This window comes from Campylobacter armoricus (assembly GCF_013372105.1).
Classification (GTDB): Bacteria; Campylobacterota; Campylobacteria; order Campylobacterales; family Campylobacteraceae; genus Campylobacter_D; species Campylobacter_D armoricus.
Map to the genome: position 1 here is coordinate 623,273 of NZ_CP053825.1, position 22,703 is coordinate 645,975.

The 22,703-nt window shown below is 28.3% G+C and carries 23 protein-coding genes and 3 tRNA genes; 21 read left to right on the forward strand and 5 right to left on the reverse strand.

Features of this window, described 5'->3' with window-relative positions:
* Positions 1-228 precede the first annotated feature (228 nt).
* The 5 genes from CARM_RS03300 to CARM_RS03320 all read left to right on the forward strand — a co-directional run bounded on the left by CARM_RS03300 (position 229) and on the right by CARM_RS03320 (position 3,530).
* Positions 229-621 (forward strand): hypothetical protein, encoded by a 393-nt coding sequence (locus tag CARM_RS03300; RefSeq protein ID WP_139424971.1) that lies wholly within the window; start codon positions 229-231, stop codon positions 619-621.
* Positions 605-760, forward strand: a complete 156-nt coding sequence (locus CARM_RS08580; RefSeq protein ID WP_236633228.1) for a hypothetical protein — start codon at positions 605-607, stop codon at positions 758-760. The genes CARM_RS03300 and CARM_RS08580 overlap by 17 nt, the downstream gene beginning before the upstream one ends.
* Positions 753-1,226 carry a hypothetical protein gene (locus CARM_RS03310; protein WP_139424978.1) on the forward strand — a complete coding sequence of 158 codons (474 nt, stop codon included), beginning with the start codon at positions 753-755 and terminating at the stop codon, positions 1,224-1,226. Before CARM_RS08580 ends, CARM_RS03310 begins: the two co-directional genes overlap by 8 nt.
* Positions 1,223-2,881 (forward strand): hypothetical protein, encoded by a 1,659-nt coding sequence (locus CARM_RS03315; protein ID WP_139424981.1) that lies wholly within the window; start codon positions 1,223-1,225, stop codon positions 2,879-2,881. Before CARM_RS03310 ends, CARM_RS03315 begins: the two co-directional genes overlap by 4 nt.
* 181 nt (positions 2,882-3,062) lie before the next feature.
* Positions 3,063-3,530 (forward strand): tRNA (cytidine(34)-2'-O)-methyltransferase, encoded by a 468-nt coding sequence (locus CARM_RS03320; RefSeq protein WP_139424984.1) that lies wholly within the window; start codon positions 3,063-3,065, stop codon positions 3,528-3,530.
* Here the strand turns inward: CARM_RS03320 and CARM_RS03325 are convergent.
* Both CARM_RS03325 and CARM_RS03330 read right to left on the reverse strand, forming a co-directional pair.
* Positions 3,527-4,255, reverse strand: coding sequence for an amino acid ABC transporter ATP-binding protein (locus CARM_RS03325; RefSeq protein WP_139424987.1), 729 nt, complete (start codon positions 4,253-4,255; stop codon positions 3,527-3,529). The genes CARM_RS03320 and CARM_RS03325 overlap by 4 nt on opposite strands.
* Complete coding sequence (locus CARM_RS03330) at positions 4,248-5,000, reverse strand: amino acid ABC transporter permease (RefSeq protein WP_139424990.1); 753 nt, start codon at positions 4,998-5,000, stop codon at positions 4,248-4,250. The genes CARM_RS03325 and CARM_RS03330 overlap by 8 nt, the downstream gene beginning before the upstream one ends.
* A gap of 219 nt (positions 5,001-5,219) precedes the next feature.
* On the opposite strand from CARM_RS03330, the gene CARM_RS03335 reads away from it, so the two are divergent.
* The 5 genes from CARM_RS03335 to CARM_RS03355 are packed head-to-tail and all read left to right on the forward strand — an operon-like array spanning position 5,220 to position 10,586.
* The gene (locus CARM_RS03335) at positions 5,220-6,662 is read left to right on the forward strand and encodes an alanine/glycine:cation symporter family protein (protein WP_139424992.1); all 1,443 of its coding nucleotides are present in this window, start codon (positions 5,220-5,222) and stop codon (positions 6,660-6,662) included.
* Positions 6,662-6,802 carry a hypothetical protein gene (locus tag CARM_RS03340; protein WP_167507489.1) on the forward strand — a complete coding sequence of 47 codons (141 nt, stop codon included), beginning with the start codon at positions 6,662-6,664 and terminating at the stop codon, positions 6,800-6,802. The genes CARM_RS03335 and CARM_RS03340 overlap by 1 nt, the downstream gene beginning before the upstream one ends.
* A 33-nt stretch (positions 6,803-6,835) precedes the next feature.
* The gene (gene glyS, locus CARM_RS03345) at positions 6,836-8,830 is read left to right on the forward strand and encodes a glycine--tRNA ligase subunit beta (protein ID WP_139424994.1); all 1,995 of its coding nucleotides are present in this window, start codon (positions 6,836-6,838) and stop codon (positions 8,828-8,830) included.
* Positions 8,827-9,633, forward strand: a complete 807-nt coding sequence (pgp3, locus tag CARM_RS03350) for a peptidoglycan metallopeptidase Pgp3 (RefSeq protein WP_139424997.1) — start codon at positions 8,827-8,829, stop codon at positions 9,631-9,633. The genes glyS and pgp3 overlap by 4 nt, the downstream gene beginning before the upstream one ends.
* 2 nt (positions 9,634-9,635) lie before the next feature.
* Positions 9,636-10,586 (forward strand): SAM-dependent methyltransferase, encoded by a 951-nt coding sequence (locus CARM_RS03355; protein ID WP_328591431.1) that lies wholly within the window; start codon positions 9,636-9,638, stop codon positions 10,584-10,586.
* Here CARM_RS03355 and CARM_RS03360 read toward each other — a convergent pair.
* The gene (locus CARM_RS03360; RefSeq protein ID WP_139425003.1) at positions 10,576-11,598 is read right to left on the reverse strand and encodes a bifunctional 3,4-dihydroxy-2-butanone 4-phosphate synthase/GTP cyclohydrolase II; all 1,023 of its coding nucleotides are present in this window, start codon (positions 11,596-11,598) and stop codon (positions 10,576-10,578) included. The two genes, CARM_RS03355 and CARM_RS03360, sit on opposite strands and share 11 nt — an antisense overlap.
* 113 nt (positions 11,599-11,711) lie before the next feature.
* On the opposite strand from CARM_RS03360, the gene CARM_RS03365 reads away from it, so the two are divergent.
* Together CARM_RS03365 and CARM_RS03370 are read left to right on the forward strand one after the other, a co-directional pair.
* Positions 11,712-11,786 (forward strand) — tRNA-Gln (locus CARM_RS03365).
* Between the two features lie 13 nt (positions 11,787-11,799).
* Positions 11,800-11,875, forward strand: a tRNA-Met gene (locus tag CARM_RS03370).
* A gap of 353 nt (positions 11,876-12,228) precedes the next feature.
* On the opposite strand, the gene CARM_RS03375 is transcribed toward CARM_RS03370, so the two are convergent.
* Both CARM_RS03375 and CARM_RS03380 read right to left on the reverse strand, forming a co-directional pair.
* Positions 12,229-12,305: transfer RNA gene (locus CARM_RS03375), tRNA-Ile, on the reverse strand.
* 52 nt (positions 12,306-12,357) lie between these two features.
* Positions 12,358-13,467: an FtsW/RodA/SpoVE family cell cycle protein gene (locus CARM_RS03380; RefSeq protein ID WP_139425006.1), complete on the reverse strand. Its 1,110-nt coding sequence runs from the start codon at positions 13,465-13,467 to the stop codon at positions 12,358-12,360.
* A 69-nt stretch (positions 13,468-13,536) separates the two neighbouring features.
* Between CARM_RS03380 and CARM_RS03385 the strand changes: the two genes are divergently transcribed.
* The 9 genes from CARM_RS03385 to CARM_RS03425 are packed head-to-tail and all read left to right on the forward strand — an operon-like array spanning position 13,537 to position 22,697.
* Positions 13,537-14,499 carry an RluA family pseudouridine synthase gene (locus CARM_RS03385; protein ID WP_139425009.1) on the forward strand — a complete coding sequence of 321 codons (963 nt, stop codon included), beginning with the start codon at positions 13,537-13,539 and terminating at the stop codon, positions 14,497-14,499.
* Positions 14,453-15,667: a fibronectin type III domain-containing protein gene (locus tag CARM_RS03390; protein ID WP_139425012.1), complete on the forward strand. Its 1,215-nt coding sequence runs from the start codon at positions 14,453-14,455 to the stop codon at positions 15,665-15,667. The genes CARM_RS03385 and CARM_RS03390 overlap by 47 nt, the downstream gene beginning before the upstream one ends.
* A complete protein-coding gene (gene trmB / locus CARM_RS03395) occupies positions 15,667-16,857 on the forward strand; it encodes a tRNA (guanosine(46)-N7)-methyltransferase TrmB (protein ID WP_139425014.1) in 1,191 nt (396 codons plus the stop codon). The genes CARM_RS03390 and trmB overlap by 1 nt, the downstream gene beginning before the upstream one ends.
* A 39-nt stretch (positions 16,858-16,896) precedes the next feature.
* Positions 16,897-17,553, forward strand: a complete 657-nt coding sequence (locus tag CARM_RS03400; RefSeq protein ID WP_139425017.1) for a cell division ATP-binding protein FtsE — start codon at positions 16,897-16,899, stop codon at positions 17,551-17,553.
* On the forward strand, positions 17,540-18,346 hold the full coding sequence (locus tag CARM_RS03405; protein WP_139425020.1) for an ABC transporter permease: 807 nt from the start codon (positions 17,540-17,542) through the stop codon (positions 18,344-18,346). Before CARM_RS03400 ends, CARM_RS03405 begins: the two co-directional genes overlap by 14 nt.
* Complete coding sequence (locus CARM_RS03410; protein WP_139425023.1) at positions 18,343-19,518, forward strand: murein hydrolase activator EnvC family protein; 1,176 nt, start codon at positions 18,343-18,345, stop codon at positions 19,516-19,518. Before CARM_RS03405 ends, CARM_RS03410 begins: the two co-directional genes overlap by 4 nt.
* A 56-nt stretch (positions 19,519-19,574) precedes the next feature.
* On the forward strand, positions 19,575-20,294 hold the full coding sequence (gene pyrH / locus CARM_RS03415; RefSeq protein ID WP_139425025.1) for a UMP kinase: 720 nt from the start codon (positions 19,575-19,577) through the stop codon (positions 20,292-20,294).
* 14 nt (positions 20,295-20,308) lie between these two features.
* Positions 20,309-20,527: a DNA-directed RNA polymerase subunit omega gene (locus CARM_RS03420; protein ID WP_139425027.1), complete on the forward strand. Its 219-nt coding sequence runs from the start codon at positions 20,309-20,311 to the stop codon at positions 20,525-20,527.
* Positions 20,511-22,697: a RelA/SpoT family protein gene (locus CARM_RS03425; RefSeq protein WP_139425030.1), complete on the forward strand. Its 2,187-nt coding sequence runs from the start codon at positions 20,511-20,513 to the stop codon at positions 22,695-22,697. The genes CARM_RS03420 and CARM_RS03425 overlap by 17 nt, the downstream gene beginning before the upstream one ends.
* The last annotated feature ends 6 nt before the right edge of the window (positions 22,698-22,703 follow it).

Genomic DNA, 22,703 nt, shown 5'->3' on the forward strand with positions numbered 1-22,703 from the left:
TAAGCTTTAAGTAGGCCAAAGGTGGTATTCTAGTCCCCTTTTAAAGGGGAAATCAAAGCTAACAAGCCTTGACTATAATTATACAAAGTAGTATAATTATTACTAGAATTTTATGGTTCAATTTTAATCACCACCTAACTGGGTGTTGATTAACACCAAAGGCGGCCACCTTTGGTGTTCCACCCTTTGAAATTATACTCAAATCTACTTAAACTTTTAAAATAAGAAATGATAAATCTTTTATTTAAAAATACAAAGCTTTATATTGCTTTAGCTCTAATGGCAATCTTAGTAGGATATTTATATCTTAAACTAGATAGCACAAATGCAAAATTAGAAAAAAGCCAAAGTGATTTAAATTTAGCTTTGGGTGTAAATAATGAACTCACGAGGATTACTCAGGAGCTTAAAATAAGACACGAACAAGAGCTAAAAGCACTCTTTTATGCAAATATTCAAAAAAATCAAATCAAAACAAAGGTTGATGATGTTAAAAACTATATATCCAAAAGCAATGAAACTAACACTACTAAGCTTTTTAATACTATGCTTGATAGGTTGTGGGAGCAAAACACAAGTATTAACCAAAATACAAATTCAAAAAGTGCAAATACCAAATGAGCTTTTAAGCTTAGAGCCTTTAAAAAGGCCTGTTGTTAAAAATGAATTAGATATATTAAAAGCTTATAGTGAGCTTTTTTATCACTATAAGCAATGTGAGATTAATATAGAAAAAATCAAGGAGCTAAACAATGAATAATTATGAGCAAAGATTAAGTCAGTTTAAAAAAATATACCCTGAAATTTTAGAGTTAAGTTTGGCTGAAAAATCCCCATTTGGAGAGTTAAAAAAGATATTAGATGATAGTATAAAAAATGATGTGATTAAAAATGAAGAGCAGTTTAAGACCTTGGCTAATGCATTATCTTTAGTAGGGCAAAGCATAGTAGCACAAAGCCAAACTACAGCTTTGGGCATGATATTACAAGGCGATGAAAATGAATTAAACATTGAAAAGAAAAAATTAATACAAGCGCAAATAGAAACTGAAAAGAAAAAACCAGCACTCATAGATAGACAACGAGAACAAATAGATGATATGTTAAGAATAGAAGCGGCAAAAGTAGCACAAGGATATAGTTTTGGACTAAGTGCAGGCGGGCTTGAAATACCAAAAGAGTTAGAAGCTTGGGTAAAAGAAAAAATTGAAAAAATAGATAAATGATTGATAAAAAATATAGAACTCCAAAATATTTTTTAAGAGCTAAATATCCACAAAATGCAAATGAGATAGGATATGTAGAATGTTATCAATCTTGGTTTATATATGGAACTACTTTTGTTCATAAATATGTAGAACTTTTACATAAACAGCTAATAAGAAAGGGTAGGGCTGTAAAAACAAAAGTTTATCATCCACTTTTCCCAAATTCTTATGGAATTGATTATTATGATATTAAAAGTCCTTCTAGAGCTCCTTATAATTACCACAATAGCGGGGATTTGGGGTTAAATCAATTTTTTGTGGGTCAAAATCCTTATGAATGGTATAGGGGAGATCCAGGAGATAAAAATGGAATATATCATGATACTTGCAATATTGTGAGAAAAGCTAAAGATATTTTACTATATGATGCAAATTTATCAAAAAATGTAGTAACTGATACAAAATATCTTTTTAAATATCAAAAAGAACTAGAAGGGTTTTATTATTTTTATAAAAAAATTACTTTCAATGACCTACACAAAGTTCCACAAGCTAAAATGTTAAAAAGTGTTAGTTGGGATAGCGATAGTGAAGTATTTGTAAAACCACAATATTTCTTAGTTAAATCAAAAATCGTAAATGGAGCTTTGCTAGAACCTAGGTTTAATTTACCAGATAAGAATTTTACACCCAAAAGAGTGAAAATAGGAACTAATGAAAAACCTATTTATTATTATAACTTAGCACCTTATTATTATGAGTTTATGCGATTAAATAAAGATGTTGTGGTTGTTGATTTGCTTGCAAATACAAAAAGCTATTTTAATGCTCCAGCCAAAAGCATTGATTTTGCAAAGGCGTTTGAAGAAAATATTAAAAAATCTAGATTTGGTGATATTTTTACGCCTATGGTTTTTAATGGGAATTTAAGCCAAATTATATATGAACAAGGGGTGATATTGCAAGGCTCTAGAACTCTTTTTAGCTCAAGAAGCTTTTTAACCCCTTGCTATAATAATGAAAGCAATATGCCTTATGGTAGAAAAGATAGATGGTTTATTTTATGGGATAGCATGTATGATCTTTATGTAGAAGAAGATAAGGAATGGTGGGAGTTTATAATAGCTCCTGTTGCTGCTGCTGTGATTGTTTTTATTAGTTTTTATACTGGTGGGGTTATAGGTGGAGCTTTGGGCGGTATGATAGGTGGAGCTTCGGCTACAATTATAACTAATATAACAATCGCACTTAGCACGCTTGGAGGCGTTATAGATGCATTAAGTTTTTTAGGCATAGTGGATAATGGAAGTTCTTTAGCTAAAGCAAATAAAATATTAAAATTGGTTTTAGCTGTTGCAGGATTGATAAGTGCTGGATATAAAATGGGAGTTGATATTAATACGGCAATTTCTAATCAAACTCCTATAGTGGATGTTTTAATTAATAAAGATGCTACATCTTCAGATATTATAGGCTATATTAGTGATATATTTTTAGGTTCTAATCTAAAAGAAGCTAGTTTGTCTTTAAATAGTAGTAAAGAAGATGAGAATGTATTTTTTGGCGAAGCTTCAAAAGAAGATGCCCAAATGGTAACTAAAAATCTATTAAATGAGAATTGGTATAGTTTTGATACCTTAGATATTTTAAATGAAAAAGATATTAAGATATGATTTATATAATTAAGTTTTATCTAATATATTTTAAAGTATCTTTTGAAAAATAAAAAAATATATGTTCTTAGCAAATTATACCCATTTTATACCTATTTGTGAATTTTTGGTATAAAATGTCTATAAATAAGCTATTTTATAGCATAGTTCGAACCTTGCTGGGGACACCAAAGGATTATTTATGTTTCATATAGTTTTGGTTGAACCACGCATACCGCAAAATACGGGAAGTATAGGTAGAATGTGTTTTAATGCAGGCTTTACTTTGCATATTATCAATCCTTTATTTAGCATTAATGAAAAAGCGGTTAAAAGAGCAGGGCTTGATTATTGGAAAAAATTAGATCCTTTGCTGTGGGATAGCTTAGAAGATTTTTTAAAAGAATATAAGAAATTTCAAGATAGATTTTTCTTTGCAACAACCAAGACTACTCAAACTTATTTTGATGTAAGTTATCAAAAAGGTGATTTTTTATTTTTTGGTAGTGAAAGTTTTGGTTTGCCTATGGATTTAATGCAAAAAAAATGGGAAAATGCTATTACTATACCTATGAAAGAGTGTGGTAGAAGTTTAAATTTAGCTACTAGCGTAGGTATAGTGAGTTATGAAGCATTGAGACAAAATTTCATCTCTTTTGAAAAATATTAATGGTTTAAAACTTGATTTAGAAATTCTTTTAATCTTTCGTTTTTTGGATTTTTAAAGGCTATTTTAGGGCATTCATCTACTGCTATAATACCCTTATCCATAAAAAAAATCCGATTAGCTACATTCCTTGCAAAACCCATTTCGTGCGTAACTACAAGCATAGTAAGACCCTCTTTTGCTACTTCTTTCATGATATTTAAAACCTCACCTATCATTTCAGGATCTAGTGCTGAAGTTGGCTCATCAAATAAAATAACATCAGGATTCATCATTAAAGATCTTGCTATAGCAATACGCTGTTTTTGCCCACCTGAAAGTTTATGAGGAAAATAATTTTCTTTATCACTTAAACCAATTTTTTTTAGTAATTCTCTCGCTTTTTTTATTGCCTCATCTTTATTCATAATTTTAGTTTGAACTGGAGCTAAACATAAATTTTCTAAAACATTTTTATTGTTAAAAAGATTAAAATGCTGAAACACCATACTTACTTTTTGACGAATTTTATTTATATCTGTTTTTTTGTCGAGTATATTTATATTATTGATATAAATATTGCCACTATCTGGTGTCTCAAGTTTATTTAAGCATCGTAAAAAAGTACTTTTGCCACCCCCGCTAGGACCAATAATGGCTATAATATCACCCTTATTTATTTTAATACTAATATCTTTTAAAACTTCTAATTCACCATATTTTTTAATTAAATTTTCAATTTTAATCATGCTTGTTTAATCTCATTTCTATAAATCTAGCAATCAGTGTTAAAAATTTTACACTTACATAATATACAAGTCCTGTAAAAATAATAGGCTTAGGATTATAGTAAATTGCTTGCAGGCTTTTGCTTTGCATGGTAATATCCATAACGCTAATATAACCAACTATGGAAGTTTCTTTAAATAAAGAAATAAATTCATTCATTAATGAAGGTAAAATATTTTTAATAGCCTGTGGAAAAATAATTATTCTCATTGAGCTTGAATAGCTAAGTCCCATAGCTCTTGCTGCTTCCATTTGTCCTTTATCAACACTTTGAATCCCACTTCTTATGATTTCAGCTACATAGGCTGAACTATTGAGCCCAAGAGCAATAATAGCTACATAAAAATTATCACTCCAAGTAGCAAAAATTACTACGGAAAAAATTAAAAGTTGCAAAAGCAAAGGAGTTCCGCGTATAATATCTATATATTCATCTATAATAAAATTTAAACTTTTAATTTCTAAAAATCTTAAAAATGTTAAGAAAAATCCAAGTATTATACCTATTGAAATTCCGCCTATTGTTAAGCCAAGTGTTGTGAAGTAACTACGCACATAAGATTTAGCTTCTATGGTGTAAGCATATTCTCCTGTAGCTAATCCATTTAGATCTTTAACTTGTAAAATTTCAATAGGAAATGAAAAATAAGCCCAAAAAATGATAATAGTAAAAAACACAAAAAACTTCATTGTATTTTGTTTCAATTTAAACACCTTAGTAAAATTAAAAATCTAAGTGTATAAAAATTAAGTTTTCTTTTTACTTAAAATATCTGAATGTGTTTTGATTGGATTTGTTAGGTAGGTTAAATTTACACATAGCTTTAAAAAATAAAATAAATTTAATATAAAATTATATTTTTTTATGACAAATTCATTTTTTTATGATAAATTTATATTTGAAAATTATAAAAGGAGATAAATATGGATCTAATATCTCAATTTATTGGCTTTGTAAATAATCAGTATTATTCTATTTTAGTAGTTTTACTTATTATTACAGGATTTTATTATAGCTATTTAACAGGTTTTGTGCAGTTTAGAATGCTTCCTTATGTGTTTGATATCTTAACAGAAAAGCAAGAAAAGCATGAAAAACACCATATTACTCCTTTTCAAGCTTTGATGATTTCAACAGCATCAAGAGTAGGTATAGGAAATATTGCAGGTATTGCAGTAGCGGTTGTTTTAGGTGGACCTGGGGCTTTATTTTGGATGTGGGCTATGGCATTTTTTGGCGGTGCTTCAGCTTTTGCAGAAAGTACTTTAGCGCAAGTGTATAAAAGTCGTGATGGAAAAAGTTTTAAGGGTGGACCTGCTTATTATATCAGTAAAGCTTTAAATTTAAAATGGCTTGGAGCTGTTTTTGCAGTGATTTTAATTATCACTTATGCTTATGGGTTTAATGGGCTACAAAGTCAGACTATGACTTCGGCATTTGAGTTTTACTATAAAGGCATGGTTAATGCTAGCGAAGTAAGTTTTGCGCAAAGTTGGTGGCCTATTGTGATTGGGGCTATTTTAGCTGTTTTTGCTGCTTATATGTTTTTTGGTGATCATACTAAAATAGGTAAAGTAAGTTCTGTTATCGTTCCTATTATGGCGATGATTTATGTGGGGTTGTCTATCATAGCAATGTTTATGAACTTTGATAAAATTCCAGAAGTATTTTCTATGATTTTTAAAAGCGCTTTTGATTTTGAAGCTATTTTTGGTGGATTTGCGGGTTCTGCTTTGGTTATAGGTATAAAAAGAGGGTTATTTTCAAATGAGGCAGGTATGGGTTCAGCGCCAAATGCAGCAGCTTCAGCTCTTACGACTCACCCTGCAAAACAAGGAGTTATTCAAGCATTTTCTGTATTAATCGATGTGATTATTTGTACAAGTTCAGGATTTTTAGTATTATTTTCTCTTGCTTATGCAAATAATATCGGCGTAGATGGTAAGCCTATTTTAACAGCTCTACCTTTAGTACAAGAATCTATGAAAGAATATTATGGAAATTTAGGAGTGCATTTTACTACTGTTAGTATAGTTTTATTTGCTATTACTTCTTTGATAGGAAATTATTATTATGCTCAAGCAAACATTAAATACCTTACTCAAAATCCTATTATTATCAATCTTTTTAAAGCAAGTGCTGTGCTTATGATTTTTATCGGTGCAAATATGGATTTAAAATTTGCATGGGATTTAGCTGATACTACCATGGCGTTTATGGCCACAATTAATATCATTTCTATTTTATTACTTGGTGGTATAGTTAAAAAAGTATTAAAAGACTTTAGTGAGCAAAAAAGACAAGGTAGAGATCCTGTATTTAGTGCTTCAAAACTTGGTATTAAAAACGCAGAGTGTTGGGATTGATGTTAGATTATATTATTATTGCTTTGTTTATAGCTTTTATGGTTTTTCTTGTATTTGGTTTTAACCGCCAAATGCAAGAAAAAGCCAAGCAAAGAGAAGAAAAATTAAAAACAAAGAAAGATTTTAAAAAAAATAGGTAAAATACACTAAAATTTTTTAAAAAAGAGTGTAAAATGAAATTGTTAATAGAAATAGGCACAGAAGAACTTCCTGCTATTCCTTTATTAAAAGAACTTCCAAATATTAGTAAAAAATGGGAAAAGATTTTACAAGAGTATCATTTAAAATCAGAATTTAAATTTTTCTATACTCCTAGAAGATTAGTTTTTATTCATGAAACTTTTAAAGAAAAACAAGATGATTCTTTTGTGGAATTTATAGGTGCACCTAAGGGGATAGCTTATAAAGATGGAAAACTTACTCAAGCAGGACTTAGTTTTTTAGAAAAAAGTGGTTTAAAAGAGGAAGAGCTTGAATTTAAAGAAATCAAGGGTAGAGAAGTATTATATTGTCAAAAGCAAGTGCAAGGCTTACAGAGCAAAGCAGTTTTAGCACAAATGATAGAATCTTTCTTAAAAAGCTTGAGTTTTGGTAAAACTATGAGATGGGGTGATGGTAGTTTTGAATTTATCAGAGCTATTCGTTCGCTTTGTTGTATTTTAAATGATGAATTAATTGAATTTGAAAGCTATGGTGTTAAAAGTGCAAAAAGTACTTTTGTGCATAGAAGTGTTAGTTATGATTTAATGTCTTTTGAAAATATTGATGAGTATTTTAAAATTTTAGAGCAAAATTATATTATTTTAGATCAAGAACAAAGAAAAAAACTCATTATAGAGCAATTGAAAACACTTGAAAAAGAAAATGATATTATCATTGCAGAAGATGATGAGCTTTTAGCTGAAGTTGTAGCTATCACGGAGTATCCAAAAGCACTGTTAGGACATTTTGAAAAAGAATATTTAGAAATTCCAAGTGAAGTTATTATTACTTCTATGAGAGAAAATCAACGCTATTTTGCGGTATTTAAAAATAATACTTTGAGCAATCATTTTATAGTAGTTTCTAATGCAGTTTGCGAGGATTATTCTAAAATCATTAATGGAAACGAAAGGGTTTTAAGAGCAAGATTGAGCGATGCGATGTTTTTTTGGAAAAATGACTTAGCTCAGGGCTTAAATAATGAAAAAATAAGTCAAATGATTTATCTTGAAGGGCTTGGAACTTTAAAAGATAAAATTACTAGAGAGCAAAAAATTGCTGTTAAGCTTTGTGAAGTTTTTGCTAATTCTCATAAAGATGAAATTTTAAAAGCCATAGAATACTCAAAAGCTGATCTTAGCACCCAAATGGTATATGAATTTACCAATCTTCAAGGTATTATGGGGTCTTATTATGCTAAGGCTATGGGTATGGGTGACGAAATTGCTTTAGCGATTAAAGAACAATATCTTCCAAATGGTGATAATTCAGCTATGCCAAGTAGTGAATTTAGCTCTATTGTGGCTTTAGCTAGTAAGCTTGATACACTTATGGGACTTTTTTCTGTGGGAAAAATTCCAAGCGGCACAAAGGATCCTTATGCTTTAAGAAGAGCAGCAAATGGTGTTTTAAAAATTATTTTAGCTTTGAATAAAAAATTTGATCTTAAGGTATTTTTAGAAGCAATAGCTAGTGAATATAAAAACTTTGATTTAAAAATTTTATTAGATTTTATTTTAGAACGCTTATATACTTTTTATGATGTAAATGCTTCTTTTGTTAAAGCAGTGCTTAATTCTAGAACTTATGATATTATTTATATTGATTCTTGTATTAAAGCTTTAATTCAAAGTGCAAGTAAAGTAGATTTTAGTCAAAATTTTGCTACTTTTAAGCGTTTGGCAAATATTGCAATATTGAGTGAAGCTCAGGTTAATGAAAATTTATTTAGCACTCAAGAAGAAAGAGATTTGTATCAAGTATTTATGCAGTGCAAAATAAAAGAAAATAATACCCAAGAGCTTTTAGAAAGTCTTTTTGCACTAAAACCGCAAATTGATGCTTTTTTTGATAAAGTGATGATTAATGATAAAGATGAAAATATCAAAAATAATCGTCAAGCTTTGGTGTGTGCAATTTATTGTGAGTTTCTAAAAATAGCTGATATTAAAGAGCTTAGTTTATGAGAAAAATTCTTTTTTTTCTATGTTTTTTTATTTTTGTTTTAGAAGCTAGAGAAATTGATCTTGTAAAAGGACAAGTGGTTTTTTTAGAATTTGATAAAGATAAATTTTTACAAATTAGTTCAAATTCTAAAAATCTTCCTTCTTTTGAGTATAAAAATAAAATTATTGTTAGTGTAGCTATGCCTTATAAGAATCCTAAAAATAGAAAATTAATAGTTGAGTTTAAAGATAATTCTAAAGAAGAAATTTTAATAAAATTCAGCGAAGGAAGTTATCAAAAAGAATTTTTAAAAGTGAGTGCTTCTAAGGTAAATCCACCTAAAGAAGTTCTTGAGCGTATTAGTAAAGAATACAATCATGCAATTAAAATTTATAATACATACACCAATATTGCGTTGTTTAATGGGGATTTTATATATCCACTAGGGAGTAAAATTACAAGTGATTTTGGAAAAGCAAGATTGTTTAATGATAGCTTAAAAAGCTATCATAGTGGGACTGATTTTAGAGCAGCAACTGGAACAAAAATTTATGCTAGTAATGATGGTATTGTAAGAATTGCTTCAAATCGCTATTATGCAGGAAATTCAGTGGTGATTGATCATGGATATGGAATTTATTCACAATATTATCATTTATCAAAACTAAATGTAAAAGTTGGACAAAAGATAAAAAAAGGCGAGCTTGTAGGTTTGAGTGGTGCTAGTGGTAGGGTTACTGGACCGCATTTGCATTTTGGAATTTTAGTTAATGGTGTGCAAGTTGATCCGCTTGATTTTATAGCTAAATTTAATATTTTATAATGATAGTTTTTAGTGAGTTTTTTCAAAATTGGATTGATGAATATTACTCACAAGCTGTGAGTATTGGTAAAAATGGAGATTTTTATACAGCAGTTAGTGTTGGAAATCTTTTTGGAGTGTTATTAGCTAATCATTTTTTAAAACTTATAGATGATAAAAAACTAACCTTACCTGTTGAAGTTGTAGAAATAGGGGCAAATGAAGGTCATTTGATGCTTGATTTTATACAAGCACTTTACACGCTTAAACCAGGTATTTTAGAGCAGATTGAATGTTGTATTATAGAGCCACATGAAAAATTAAGAAATACGCAAAAAAAACTTTTTATTGAGTATGAATTAGATGTTAAAATCTATAATTCTTTAGAAGAATGTCATTTTAAGAATGCCTTTTTTTATGCTAATGAATTATTTGATTGTTTTGCATGCGAGCTTATAAAAGATAAAATGATGGCATATGTTGATGATGATTTAAACATCGTTTTTAAACCAATGAATGAAAATTTTTTAAACGAATGTAAAAAATATGCTATTGTTAATAGTGAGTTTTGTATCTCTTATAAAGCTTTTTTATCCAAATTAAAACAAGCTTGTGGAAAACTAACTTTTGCATGTTTTGATTATGCTAAGAAGGAAGATAAAATTAGTATTAGAATGTATAAAAATCATCAAGTGTTTGACTTTTTTGAGGAGAATTTAAAAAACTTTTATGCTAAAAGTGATATTACATATAATGTAAATTTTGAACATTTTATGCAAGTTTTAAAAGAAGAAAGGTTTGAAATACTAGAGTATAAAAACCAAAACCAAGCTTTAATTGACTTTGGTTTAGAAAAAATTATAGAGCAAGCTAAAAATACCAACCCCCAAATTTATAAAAACTTTATCAAGCAAAGTAAAAATTTGATGTTTAGTTTTGGTGATAAATTTAAATTTTTAGAATTTAAACTTTAAAATTATTGCTTATAATATTAAGTCCAAAACCTTTTAAACCTATAAATTCTTTATCAGTATTTTGACTTAGAAGTTTGATTTTTGAAATTTTTAAATACCTTAAAATTTGTGCCCCTATGCCATAGTTTTTAAATTGAATATTTTCTTGTTTTTCATTTTTCATAAAAATAATCACACCTCCTTCTTGATGTAAATATTCAATTTGTTTTAATAGTTCATTGAATTTATTAGAAGTTAATAGCTCAAAATCACTTCCACTAAGATAAAATTTAACATTTTCACTTTCTCTTAAATCACCAAAACTAAATGCTATATGTTCATTTTTATTGTGATCTTTAAAAGTCATTTTTTTAACTTTAAAACCTGCTAAAACACTTTCTTCTTCTTTGATTAAAGAAATTAAACTTTCGTTTTTTAAACGATATTCGATTAAATCTGAAATAGTAATCATATTAATATTATGTTTTTTACAAAATTCAAGTAAATCACTTCTTCTAGCCATGCTTCCATCATCTTTAACAATTTCGCATATTACACAAGCTTCTTTCAATCCTGCTAAGCGACATAAATCCACTGTGCCTTCTGTATGACCCGTTCTTTCTAAAACCCCGCCTTTTTTTGCAATCAAAGGATTAATATGACCAGGGCGCACAAAATCGCTTGCATTTGCATTATCATCAACAAAAATTTGAATTGTCATATCTCTTTCATAAGCACTTACTCCTGTTGTTGCTTTTTTTGCATCTACTGTTATAGTAAAAGCTGTTTCGTGATTTGAGGTATTTTTAGGTACCATTAAAGGTAGCTCAAATTTTTTTGCTAAATTTTCATTTAAGGCCACACACACTACACCTCTTGCGTGAGTGATGGCAAAATTTACTTTTTCTTGTGAGCTAAATTGTGCAGGAAAAATCAAATCTCCTTCGTTTTCTCTATCTTCAGCATCTACCATTACTAACATCTTACCATTTTGAAGTTCTTTTATAGCTTGTTCTACACCAATATATCCCATAATCAATCTTCCTTTTTATACTTTTTTGAGAAATTATATATTATTTTTCTTGACATTATATTAAAAATAATATATAATGCGGTTTTTAATTTATGAAAATATTTCTTTATTATTGGGGTATCGCCAAGCGGTAAGGCAACAGGTTTTGGTCCTGTCATTCAGGGGTTCGAATCCCTTTACCCCATCCACTTCATATGATGCCGCGAAGTAGAGCAGTGGTTAGCTCGTCGGGCTCATAACCCGAAGGTCGGGAGTTCAAATCTCCCCTTCGCAACCATTTTTATTTTACAAAATGCTTTTTAAAGTCTTACTTTAATAGAATAAATAAAGCTTGCATTGGTTTTATTTGTGTAATTTTACTAAGCTTTTGTGGTTTTATTATTTCTTTTATTTTGCTTAGAATATATTTGGTTTTTTAAGCTTTAGATATAAGTAGTAAATAAATTCATACTACTAGTTTTTTAAATGATTTTAATGCTTTAAGCAAGCTAGGGTTAATTAATTATTAGAAAATTTAAGTTTGTATAATATTAATACAAAATGTAACTTTAAACAAGAGTATGACTTAAAGAGTTTTTTAACAAAGACAATATTTTTATCTAATATAATTATGAATGTAAGATTAAAATATGGTGGATTTAGCAGGACTCGAACCTGCGACCAACCGGTTATGAGCCGGTTGCTCTAACCAACTGAGCTATAAATCCGCCAGAAGTTAAAATAAAAATGTTATTATATCTTTGTTTCCTTAATTTAAATTTAGAATTTTATTTTTACTGCTTTTTCTATCGCTAAATATCTAAAAGTTATTAAATTTTGTAAAATTCCAAAAAAAACCATAAAAGTAGCAAAAGAACTCCCTCCGTGGCTAAAAAATGGCATAGGTATGCCAACAACAGGGGCAAAACCTATAGTCATTGAGATATTTACTGCTACATATATAAAAATAAATAAAGCAATACAATTTGTTACAACTCTTGTAAAATAATCATCTTTGAGCTTATAGTTTAAACTTAATAGATGAAAGATTAATAAAGTATAAAGTAGTATAATAATAACAGCACCTATAAAACCAAACCTTTCAGATAAATAAGCAAAGATAAAATCACTCGTAGAAATAGGTAAAAATTTAAAATGCGTTTGAGTAGCTTCATCTGCTTTTTTTCCACTTAAACCACCGCTTCCTATAGCAATGATGGATTGTTTTACATGGTAACTTGGCTCTTCAGCTAAAAAGTCATGAATTCTTTGTTTTTGATAAGGTTTTAAAAAATCATTATAAATAATAGGTGAAGCTATAGCAATGACTAGAAAAATACTAAGCCAAATTTTATAATTTACACCTATGATAAAAAGTGTTCCAAAGCCTACTATTAAAAGTACTAAAGCAGTCCCCAAATCAGGCTCTCCTGCTATAAGTAAAAATGGAAGCAAAATATAAAAACTTAGTTTTAAAAACTGCTTTAAACCATAACCATTAGGTGGTGGTGGATTTTGATAGATCAAATAAGCAAGCATTAAAATGAAAGATGGTTTGAAAATTTCAGAAGGCTGTATAGTAAAATGTGTAAAAGGAATTTCAAGCCATCTTCTAGCACCAAGTCTTTCTACTCCAAAAACATCTACGCTTAAAAGTAAAACTATATTGATCCAATATAACACAGGTATAAACCATATTAGCCTTTTTAAAGGCAAAAAGAAAAAAAAAGCAAATCCTGCAAAACCTACTAAAGTATAGATAAATTGTTTTTCTGCTAAACGCGTATTTGCTTCATAAATTAAAATAAATGATATGGCGATAATGGGTAATATAAGAAGAGGTTGAACAAAATCAAAATGCGTTAAAATTCTTCTATCAAGCTTTATCAAGGCCATCCTTTTATAAAATATTGTGTAATTATATGCTAAAATTGCAAATTTTATCACAAGGAAATAAAAATGCTAAAAATTTCATCACTTTGTGAAGAGCGATTGGATATTTTTTTATCAGATATACTCAAACAAAGCCGTTCGCAAATTGCTAAGTTGGTAAAAGAAAATTGTGTTTATATTAATGAAAAAATAGAAAATAAAAATTCAAAAAAAATAAAACAAAAAGATGAAATAAGTATTTTTTTACCTCAAATAAAAAAAGCAAAAGAAAGTTATATACCTAAATTTGATATAGAAATTTTATACGAAGATGATGAAATTTTAGTTTTAAATAAAGCACCCAATGTTGTAGTGCATGGTGCAAGTAGTGTAAAAGAAGCGACTTTGGTAGATTGGCTTTTATATAAAGGTTATGCTTTGTCAAATTTAAATGGAGAACATAGAGCAGGACTTGTACATAGACTTGATAAAGGGACAAGTGGAGCCATAGTAATAGCAAAAAATAACCAAAGCCATCAGTTTTTAGCAAAACAGCTTTTAGATAAAAGTATGGGGAGAATTTACTTCGCTTTAAGTGATTTACCTTTAAAAAATGATAAAATGAGTAATGAAAAAGCTATTATGCGTTGTCCTAGTAATAGATTAAAAAAAATAACTACAAATCACTTAAATTCTTTAGCAAAAAGCGCAAAAACAGATTTTATAAATTTATTAAGTGCTAAAAACTGCTCTTTAATAGCTGCTAAATTATATACAGGAAGAACTCATCAAATTAGAGTACATTTAGCTGATTTTAATCGTTATATTTTAGGTGATGAATTATATGGATATAAAGGAAAAATAAAGTATAATAGAGTAATGCTTCATGCGTATTTGATTTATTTTATTCATCCTAGGACTAAAAAACTTATGTTTATAAAAGCACCTATGTTTGATGATTTTTATCAAATTTTGAAAGAGAATTTTACACAAGGAGAAATAGATGAAAAAACTTCATTGGATTATATTAAGTTCAGCTTTGGCTTTTAGTGCTTGTAGCACTACTATGAGTTCGCCACAAATTGCTCAAGTAAATGATACTTTACCAAAAATTTCAAATATCAAAAGCATAAGTGATATTACCAGTATAGCTTTTGAATGGGAACCTTTATACGATCAAAATATAGCAGGTTATTATATTTATAGAGCTAATGCAGCAGGTGCGCCAATGGAACTTATAGCAAAAATTAAAAACAAGTTTCAAACACATTACACTGATACAAATTTAGAGCCAAATACGAGATATTATTATTCTATGAAAACTTTTAACGAGCTTGGTCAAGTTTCTCAAGATGGTGTGAGCATAGAAGCTTTTACAAATAGAGTGATTGATCCAGTGCCTTTTGTTCAAGCTATTGTAGGTTTGCCAAATCGTGTAAAATTAGTTTGGAGACCACATCCTGATTTAAGAGTAAATTCATATATTATCGAACGCGCTAATATGAAAGATATGAAATTTAAAGAATTAACTAGGGTTAAAAATCGTTTAAGTGCCGAGTATATTGATGATTCATTAAAACCTGATGAGAGTTTTCAATATAGAATTATAGCTTTAACTTATGATGGTATTAAAAGCACTCCAAGCAAGATAGTAGAATCAACCACCAAAGCACTTCCTCCTATGGTAAATAACTTACAAGCAAGCAAAGATGCTCCAAGAAAAATCATCTTAACTTGGGATAAGATTGATTATGCTGATTTTGCTTATTATAAAATTTATTCAAGTTCAACTACTTTTTTACCTTTTAGTGTTATAGCCAAAACTTCTGAGAATACTTATGAAGATGCAGTAAAAGGTGTAGCTGAAAAGAGATATTATAAAGTAAGTATGGTTGATAAAGATGGCTTAGAAAGTCCTATAGCAAATGAGCCTGTAGAAGGTATAACCTTAGGAGCACCATTAGCACCTAGTATTATTTTATGTGCAGTTGAAGATGATGGCATTAGAGTAGAATGGGTTGATAATGATGATAGGGCTAAGGAATACATAGTAAAAAGAAGTGGTGGTGGAAGTAGTGCTGTGTTTAAGGAGATTAAATCTAAACAATTAAAAGATATTACAGCAGTTCCTGGAAAAGTGTATAGTTATGAGGTTATAGCTATTGATGCTAATGGTATTGAGTCAAAAGCTTCTGATAAATTTACAGCGGTGAAATAATGCCAAATTTTAAGTGTAAAATTTTAAAAGAAATTCAACTTCCATTTCAAAAGGATGGAGTTGAATTTTTATGGCTTGCAAAAGGTGAGAATGTAAATTTACTTTTTACGCGTATAAAAGAAGAAAATTTTTTTATACAAATTAAAAAAGATGATAGAAAACAAGAATGGCTCATTAAGGGAGAAAAACATACCAAACCTTCACAAATTGGATATTTGCAAAAAGCTTTACTTTTATTTAAGGAAAATTTTACCCAAGATATAATTTGTGAAGCAGTTGCTCTAAAACATACAAGATTAATTCAAAAAACACCTTTGATTGCTAATGATTTAAAAGAGTTGCTAGAGCAAATCCAAAATAAAAAGCAAATTTATATAGAAATAGGTTTTGGAAGCGGTAGGCATTTGCTCTATCAAGCTAAGCAAAATCCTAATGTTTTAATCATCGGTATAGAAATTTATACTCCTGCATTAGAACAAGTAGCTAAGTTAGCTTTAAGTGAAAACTTAAATAATGTCTTATTGATAGAAACTGATGCAAGGTTGTTATTAAGTGTGCTTGAATCTAATTTAGTAGATAAAATTTTCTTACATTTTCCTGTTCCTTGGGATAAGAAGCCTCATCGTAGGGTAGTGGGACTAAATTTTGCAAATGAATGCGCTAGGGTTTTAAAAGACACTGGTCAGTTTGAGCTTAGAACAGATAGTTATATGTATTTTAGTTTTACTTTGGAAACTTTTTTAAATTTTTCGCATTTAAAAGCAGAAATTGCAAAAAATAAAAATTTGGAAATATCGAGTAAATATGAAGATCGATGGAAAAGACAAGAAAAAGATATATATGATTTAAAAATTAGTGATTTTAGTGAAAGTAAAAGACTGGATAAAAATCAAAAATTTGCTATAGAAAATTTGAAATTTGATTTGGAAGAATTAGATTGTATTAAAAAGAATTTTAAAAATAATGTTTTTAAAGATGATGATTTTTTCTTATATACTGAAAAGTTATATACTACAGAAAAAGATATTATCATTAAAGTAGCTCTTGGAGCTTTTTATAAGCCAGAGCATGTGTATATAAGATTAGGTAAATATAATACTATTTTTGTTTTTGAAGACCCTTTTAAAACAAAAGAAAATTTAAAAGCTATAGAAAAATTAAGAGAAATATTGTATTCTTATAGCAAATAATAAATATTTATACTTTAATATTATAAGGAAAATATAGTGATGATAGAAGCCAAAAAGCTTTGTCTTGGTTATGATGAACTTGTTATAGAAAATGCTAGTTTTTCTTTAAAAGACAATGATTTTGTTTTTATTACAGGTAAAAGCGGTAGTGGAAAATCAACTTTATTAAAATCTTTTTATGGAGATTTAGAGCCACTTGGTGGAAATTTAAAAGTTTGTGATAATGACTTGGTGAATATTTCTAATACTGAACTTTTACAACTTAGACAAAAAATAGGTATTATTTTTCAAGATTATCGTTTGGTTCAAGAATTTAACGTTGAGAAAAATGTAATGCTTCCTTTGATGATTAAGGGTTATAGCAAAAATGTATGTAAAGAGCAAGCTGCAAAACTTTTAAAACATGTAAATTTAACTTTTAAAGCAGATAAAAAGCCTGCACAACTTTCAGGTGGAGAACAACAACGCGTAGCTATGGCTAGAGCTTTAGCACATAATCCAAAATTACTTTTATGTGATGAGCCAACAGGTAATTTAGATGAATATTCTTCAGATATTATATGGACATTATTAAAATCAGCTAGAGAGATACTTGGAACTTGTGTTGTAGTTGTAACACATAGAATTCCTACTAATTTAAGACTTGATTATCGTCGCTTTAATATAGAAAATGGGAGAATGAATGAAATCGTTTAAAAATCATCTTTCTTTAATATTTGCCTTAATGGTGATGATGTTTGCTTTTGAGTTTTTAATTATTACAAACAAAACTATAGAGCACTATGAAAAACTTTTAAATAAAGATTATAATATTATTTTGGTAGGAAAAACTCATTTGGATAAAAAAAGCATAGAAGATCAAGTGGGTTATTTTCAGTCTTTAGAAATTTTAAATCCTAGTGAAATGATAGATAGACTTAAAAATGATATATCAGCTAAAAATATAGAGGTTTTAAAAGCTACATTGCCAAAATTTTATACTTTAAAATTAAGCAAACTTTTATCAGAAGATGAATTAAAATCTTTAAAAGATAGGCTTTTGAAAAATCCAAATATCACTAAAGTTGAAACATTTGCTAAAACTCATACTAAAATTTACAAACTTTTAGTTTTGGTGAAATTTTTATTATGGTTTTTCTTGTTTATTATTATATTGCTTAGTTTTGTATTATTGCTTAAACAGATGAAAATATGGCTTTTTGAACATACTCAAAGAGTTGAAATTATGTGCTTGCTTGGAGCGCCATTTTGGTTTAGATCTTTTATGCTTTACAAAATTGTCTTTATTGATTGTTTGATAGCATTTTTATTATTAGTTGCATTTTTTACCCAAGTTTATGATCTTGAATTTATTAAATTAGCTTTGCAAAGTGTGGATATTAGCTTGCCTAAAATAAGTATATTTACATACTTATTTTTGATTTTCTTGGCAATGCTTTGTGTTTGTTTTGCATGCGTAAATTTTGTAATGTTCAAGGTTAGAAAATGAAAAAATACTTTTTGTTTTTTTTGATTTCTTTTTCTATTTTATTTGCAAATGAAATAGCACAAAAACAAAAAGATATTAAAGAAAATGAGCGTATAGTAAAACAACTTTCTAAAAAATTAGAAGATTTAGCAAGTGAAATTTTAGATAATGAAAAAAATCTTAAAAAAATTGCAAGTGAAATTAGTGTTTTAAGTTCTAAAACCTTAAAATTAGAAAGTTCTGCAAAAGTTCAAATTAAATCATTAGAACAATTAAATACACAAAATAAAGATCTTTTGCAAAATAAAAATAAAATTGAAGGAAAGATAATTGATTTAATAGCTAAAGATTTTGCTTATGATTTAGCTATTCCTAAAAATTATATAGAAAGTGAAGATAGTATTATTGCTTTAGAATTAGTTGGAGCGTTAGATAAAATTTTTAAGGAAGAATTTTATCAAATTTCTAAAGATTATGAAGATATAAGTAAAAAAATCGAAGAAAAACAAGCTCAAATAGCTGCAATCAATACAAATTTAAAAAACTATAAAGATCAAATTGATGAGTTAAAAAATCTTAGAAAAAAGCAAGAACAAGAAATCATAAAACAAAAAACTGATAAAGAAATTTACACTAGAAAACTCTCTAATCTACAAGCACAGCAACAAGAATTAAGAAAAACTCTAAATAAATTAAAAATTATAAAAGAAAAAGAAGAAGAAAAAATTGCACAGAAAAAAGAGGATAACAAAGCATCTAGTAATATTAAACAAGTAGGTTCAAGTTATCAAACAAGTAGTGTTAAAAGTTATAGTGGTGCTAAAACTATAGCTCCTTTAGAATCATATACAGTAAAGCAAAAATTTGGAAATTATGTCGATCCAATTTATAATATTAAAATTTATAATGAAAATGTTGTTTTAAAAAGTGATGTTGCTAATGCTGCTGTGAGGAATGTATTAGATGGCAAGGTAGTTTTTGCTAAATCAACTCCAACCTTGAAAAAAGTTGTAATTGTAGAAAATAAAAATGGAATTCACACTATTTATGCACATTTAGATAAAATTGCACCCGGGGTTAAAGTAGGTAGAAATATTAAAAAAGGATATATTATAGGTAGAGTTGAGAGTGATTTAACTTTTGAAGTAACACAAAAGAATTTTCATATAAATCCTTTAGAAATGATTAAGTAAATTAGCTTTTTTTAATACGAATTTTGGTATAGTTTTATCCCAAAGGAGAATTTTCAATGAGTAATAAAAGAAAAAGAGTTTTGGTTAAATTTTCTGGGGAAGCTTTAGCTGGAGAAAATGGGTTTGGTATAGAAAATTCTATTTTAAAATATATAGCTTCTGAAATAAAAAGCTTAGTTGATGAAAAAGTTGAAGTAGGTATTGTTATAGGTGGTGGAAATATTATTAGAGGTGTTTCTGCTGCAAGAGATGGACTTATAAAAAGAACAAGTGGTGATCATATGGGTATGCTTGCTACGGTGATTAATTCTATAGCTATGCAAGAAGCATTAGAAAGTGCTGGGCTTGATGTAAGAGTTCAAAGTGCCATTCAAATGGAAGCATTTTGTGAAACTTATATAATGAGAAGAGCACATAGACATTTGGAAAAAGGACGCATAGTAATTTTTGCTTGCGGAACTGGTAATCCTTATTTTACAACCGATACTGCTGCAACTTTAAGAGCAATAGAAATTCAAGCAGAGATGATTATCAAAGCGACTAAGGTAGATGGAATTTATAATAAAGACCCAAAAAAACATAATGATGCTATTATGTTAAATGAATTAAGCTATGAAAGAGCTTTACATGATAATATAAAAGTTATGGATGATACTGCTATTGCTTTAGCAAAAGATAATGCTTTGCCTATAGTTGTATGCAATATGTTTAAAGAAGGAAATTTGTTAAAAATTATTCAAGGCGATATGAGTTTGTGCTCTATTGTTAAAAATTAATATTAAGGAAGAAAATGAGAGTAGAACAAATAGCTGCAAAAGCTTTAAAAAAAATGAAAAATGATAGATATAAATTAGCTTTGGTAGTAGCAAAGAGAGCAGAAGAACTTGCAAATGGTGCTGAAGCTTTAGTTGATTTAGATAAAAATAAAAATAAATTTACTGATATTGCTTTATATGAAATTGCAGAAGATAAAATAACACTCGAGGGATTTATTGAAACTAGTAAATGATGAGTTGTTATTAGATAAGCTTATTGATGATGTAAAAAATTGCAAAGATTTAAATAGGGCTAAAGAAATTCTTTTTTTAGTTTTTCCACAATCTAATATTTTAGAAAAAGCAGTGGAATTTTGTATTCAAAAACATAATGGGCAATTTAGAAAAAGTGGCGAACCTTATGCGGTTCATCCTATATTAGTTGCTTCTTTTGTTGCTTTTTTAAGTCCAGTAAAATCTATGATTATAGCTGCTTTGTTACATGATGTTTTAGAGGATACAAATTGCAATGAAGAAGAGCTAAGTATGATTTTTGGTGAAGAAGTGGCAAAACTAGTTCAAGGTTTGACTAAAATTGTTAGTATTAGAGAAGATCATCTTACTCGCTCTAATTCAAATGAAAAGTTAGCAAGATCTGCTTTGACTTTTAGAAATATGCTTTTAGCTGGCGTTGAAGATGTGAGCGTACTTGTGATAAAGCTTTGTGATAGATTGCATAATATGCTTACATTAAATTATTTAAGAGAGGATAAACAAAAAAGAATTAGTGAAGAAACATTGGTGGTATATGCTCCTATAGCCCATAGACTTGGTATTTCAAGTATAAAAAATTTGCTTGAAGATTTAAGTTTTAAATTTTTACTACCTGAAGAATATATGCAAATTGATAATTATATTAACGCTAAAGATCAACAAATTCAACTCGGTTTTAATGAATTTATTTCTAAAATTGAAATGTTGTTTTTAGAAAATGGCTTTAGACAAGGTAGTTTTATTATTCATAAAAGAATTAAACATAATTATTCTATATATTTAAAAATGCAAAGAAAAGGTGTAGGTCTTGAAGAAGTTTTAGATCTTTTGGGTGTTAGAATTTTAGTGGAAAAGATTTATGATTGTTATTTGGCATTAGGAATTTTACATACACATTTTAATCCTTTAATTTCAAGATTTAAAGATTATATAGCTTTACCAAAGCAAAATGGTTATCAAACCTTACATACTACTCTTTTTGATGCTAAAAATATTATAGAGGCTCAAATTCGCACCTTTGATATGCATAAAACTGCTGAATTTGGTGTTGCTGCTCATTGGAAATACAAAGAAGGAAATATCGCTACTCCAAATTTAGATTGGCTTGCGGATATTTCTATGCATGCTAAAGAAGGAAATAATGTTCAAGATTGTGATGCAATAGAGCTTTATGAATATGCTAAGGATAGTTTATATATTGAAGATATAGCAGTATATTCTCCAAAGGGAGAAATTTTTACTCTACCTCGAGGAGCTACAGCTTTAGATTTTGCTTATGAAGTGCATACTAAAGTAGGACTTCACGCAAAAACGGCTTTTGTAAATCGTGTGAGAGTACCTCTTTTAACTGTGCTTAAAAATGGTGATATAGTTAGTATAGAAACTTCTAATGAAGAATTTTTTAGATGTTCGTGGATAGATAGTGTTAAAACAGGAAAAGCCAGGGCTAGCATAAGAGATTTTTGCAAACAAAAGAAAAAAGAGTTAAATAATAAAATTGCCATTAATCTACTTTCTACTGTATTTAATAAAGACTCAATTACAATAGAAAAATGGCTAGAAAAAGAAAATTTTAGTAAAAAACTTAGACAAATTGCTTTAGATTTTAATTATTTTAAAGATGTGATTATTGCTCTTAGAAAATATATGGGACAAAATCAAGCTAACAAATTTGAACAAAATGAGCAAAAATTTGAAAGTATTGTTATAGGATCTAACTATAAAATTACTACTATTAATTTTGATTATTGCTGTAGACCTAAAAGAGGAGATGAAATTATCGCTTTTAGGCATTCTACTAATGCCACAATACATCATAAACTTTGTGAACAAGCTATGAAAATGATTGAAGAAAATAAAGAAATGGTTTTTGTTTCTTGGAATGATAGCTCGATAAAAAGTTACAAAATTATTGTTTCTATTGAAAATAAAAAAGGTTCTTTAGCAGATTTTCTAACTACTTTAGCTAAAATGCAAATAAATGTCTTAAGTATTAATTCAGCTGATTCAGAGCCTGTGGTGGCAAATTATTTTGAAGTTCAAGTTGAATTGCCTAATAATATTGATGTTGAAAATGCCAAAGAAAGATTAAAAACTAGATATAGAATTTTAGATTTTACATCTTTAAATGATGCGTATAATAATCACTAAAAAGGT